The organism is Pseudomonas sp. NPDC087817 (assembly GCF_044742875.1).
Lineage (GTDB): Bacteria > Pseudomonadota > Gammaproteobacteria > Pseudomonadales > Pseudomonadaceae > Aquipseudomonas.
Genome location: NZ_JBIUVJ010000146.1, coordinates 1 through 3,064 on the forward strand (window position 1 = coordinate 1; position 3,064 = coordinate 3,064).

Below are 3,064 nucleotides of genomic sequence, written 5' to 3' on the forward strand. Positions count from 1 at the left end.
ATGTAAGCGGCTGGGGAAGTCACCTTCCGAACTCCAGCATTAAGGGCGATGGTGTCCGCGTATTTTTAAGCGGACGCGATCGCCCTTAACGTCAGGATTTCCATGCGCCAACGAAGCTCTTACCCGAAACTCTTCAAGGCCCAGGTTGTTCAGGAATGCCTGCAACCGGGCGCAACCCTATCCAGTGTTGCCATCAGCCACGGCATCAACGCCAACGTGATCCGCAAGTGGCTACCGCTTTACCGAGATCAGCCGCCAGCGGCGTTGCCCGCTTTCGTTCCGTTGAGAGCTACACCCAAACGGCAGGCAGAAGGGTCGGCGATTATTGAGCTGCCATTTGGCGAGCAGTCGATGTCAGTGAAATGGCCGACGTCTGATCCTGAAGGCTGCGCTCGTTTTGTCCGTGGACTCACGCAATGATTCGCATCGACGCCATCTGGCTTGCCACGGAGCCTATGGACATGCGTGCCGGCACTGAAACTGCGCTGGCCAGGGTGATCGCGGTGTTCGGTGCGGCGAAGCCGCACTGCGCTTATCTGTTTGCCAACCGCCGCGCCACTCGTATGAAAGTGCTGGTGCATGACGGGTTTGGAGTCTGGCTGGCTGCTCGCCGATTGAACCAAGGAAAGTTTCACTGGCCCGGCATTCGACAAGGCTGCGAGATGGAGCTGGATACCGAGCAACTTCAAGCCTTGGTGCTGGGCCTGCCTTGGCAGCGCGTAGGAGCTGGCGGCGCTATTACTATCCTTTAAAAGACGGTAATTAACTCCTGAGCCTGCTGCCGCAGCCGACCTGCTTTGGTAAAATCCAGGGCATGACTTCTACGCCCAACCTCGATCAGATGACCCCCGACCAACTGCGCGCATTCGCTGCGCAGTTGTTGTCGCAGGTTGATTCTCTCGGGCAGCAAGTCGACAGGATGGGCAAGAAGAACGACCGCGACCAAACCATCATCGAGCAACTCACCCACGAAATCGCATGGTTCAAACGTAACAAGTTTGCCAAGCGCAGTGAGCAATTGAGCCCCGACCAAGGTAGTTTGCTCGACGACTTGCTCGACACCGACATCGCGGCCATCGAAGCCGAGCTGAAAGCGTTGAATCCGCCGGCTGCGCCGGCCGAACCACGCAAGCAACCAAAGCGTGTTCCTTTGCCTGCGCAGTTTCCGCGCACCGTGATTTATCACGAACCCGACAACACCCAATGCCCCTGCGGCTGCCAGCTCCAGCGGATCGGCGAGGACGTCAGCGAGAAGCTGGATTACACGCCGGGCGTGTTCACCGTCGAGCAGCACGTGCGTGGGAAATGGGCCTGCCGCCAGTGCGAAACACTGATCCAGGCACCGGTGCCGGCCCAAGTAATCGACAAGGGCATCCCGACCGCAGGTCTGTTGGCTCACGTGATGGTGGCCAAATTCGCCGACCATTTGCCGCTGTACCGACAAGAGAAAATCTTTGGCCGCGCCGGCCTGGCTATCGCCCGCTCGACACTGGCGCAATGGGTCGGCCAAACCGGTGTGCAGCTCCAGCCCCTGGTTGATGCGCTGCGCGAAGCGGTACTTGCCCAAGGCGTGATTCACGCTGACGAAACTCCGGTGCAGATGCTCGCGCCGGGCGAAAAGAAAACCCATCGTGCTTATGTCTGGGCCTACTGCACAACGCCGTTTTCGGCACTTAAAGCAGTGGTTTATGACTTCAGCCCGAGCCGTGCGGGTGAGCACGCACGTAACTTCCTTGGGCAATGGAACGGCAAGCTGGTTTGCGATGATTTCGCCGGCTACAAAGCAAGCTTCCAGCAAGGCATCACTGAAGTCGGCTGCATGGCCCACGCCCGCCGTAAGTTCTTCGATTTGCACGCAACGAATAAAAGCCAGCTGGCCGAACAGGCACTGCATTCAATCGGCGGGTTGTACGAAATCGAACGGCAAGCCCGGGACATGACCGACGTGGATCGCTGGCGAATACGCCAGGAAAAAGCTGTGCCCGTTCTCAACGCACTGCACATCTGGATGCTGGCCCAGCGCAATCTCGTGCCCGAAGGATCGGCTATCGCCAAAGCTCTGGATTACAGCATCAAGCGCTGGGCAGCATTGGTTCGTTATGCCGATGATGGCGCTGTGCCGATAGACAACAATCAATGTGAGAACCAAATCCGACCTTGGGCTCTTGGACGCTCGAACTGGCTGTTTGCGGGCTCGTTACGTAGCGGCAAACGGGCTGCGGCGATCATGAGCTTGATCCAGTCGGCGCGCATTAATGGGCATGACCCTTATGCCTATCTCAAAGATGTGCTGACGCGACTGCCGACGCAACGTGCGAGTGAGATCGGGAAATTGCAGCCGCATCAGTGGGTACCAGCCTGACTTGCGTAGAGTAAGTTGCCGAACGCTTTCAGCCAGGCTGATATAATTTGCGCCTTTAGAATGTTTTAGGGGACTCTCATGCGCCAGGTTTTGCTCATTGTCGATGTTCAGTCCACCTTCAGCCCACCTGAGTGGCTAGTCGAAGGAATACGGGCTCTATCCGCAAAAATTCCTACGATCGCGTCTATTGAGCTTCACGATGAACAGGTAACTCCATTTCAAAGACAGCTTGGCTGGAGTCCTGCGAGCAAGGACGAAAGCCTTGTCGAGACAGACAGGGTCTTCGTAAAGCATGGCTACGGGCAGACCGTCGAAACGATCAAGTACATCAAAGAGTTGGGCGTTGAGAGGGTCTTGGTGTGTGGCATACAGACTGAGACCTGCGTGCTCGCAGCTGGCTTTGCACTATTCGACGCAGGCCTTACTCCTACGCTCGTAACCGATTTAACGGTGGGCTCTTCTCTAGATAGGTCTGGTCAACTTGGCATCGACCTATGGACGCATCACTTCCGCCAAGTCACTACAGTGGCTGAGGTAGTCGCGGGACTGTAGAGAGTTAGAAAGCTCGTAAGGATAGCCGTGTCCTATACGTAATGGTCATCACCTTAAACCAGTATCGATGATTGTAATGACGGCATGTTTGAGAGACTAAAGCGGGTATACACCATTACCATCAGAAGATGACTTCGCCGGACGCTTACA

4 protein-coding genes are annotated in these 3,064 nt (G+C 56.4%); all 4 read left to right on the forward strand.

Features of this window, described 5'->3' with window-relative positions; all coding sequences use genetic code 11:
- The first annotated feature begins 102 nt into the window (after nucleotides 1-102).
- The 4 genes from tnpA (at nucleotide 103) to ACIONG_RS30130 (ending at nucleotide 2,914) form a co-directional block, all read left to right on the forward strand.
- Nucleotides 103-420, forward strand: a complete 318-nt coding sequence (gene tnpA / locus ACIONG_RS30115; protein ID WP_348134892.1) for an IS66-like element accessory protein TnpA — start codon at nucleotides 103-105, stop codon at nucleotides 418-420.
- A complete protein-coding gene (tnpB, locus tag ACIONG_RS30120) occupies nucleotides 417-752 on the forward strand; it encodes an IS66 family insertion sequence element accessory protein TnpB (RefSeq protein WP_401304630.1) in 336 nt (111 codons plus the stop codon). The genes tnpA and tnpB overlap by 4 nt, the downstream gene beginning before the upstream one ends.
- 62 nt (nucleotides 753-814) lie before the next feature.
- Nucleotides 815-2,362 carry an IS66 family transposase gene (gene tnpC / locus ACIONG_RS30125; RefSeq protein WP_401304633.1) on the forward strand — a complete coding sequence of 516 codons (1,548 nt, stop codon included), beginning with the start codon at nucleotides 815-817 and terminating at the stop codon, nucleotides 2,360-2,362.
- Nucleotides 2,363-2,440: 78 nt separating this feature from the next.
- A complete protein-coding gene (locus ACIONG_RS30130) occupies nucleotides 2,441-2,914 on the forward strand; it encodes an isochorismatase family cysteine hydrolase (RefSeq protein ID WP_339070877.1) in 474 nt (157 codons plus the stop codon).
- The last annotated feature ends 150 nt before the right edge of the window (nucleotides 2,915-3,064 follow it).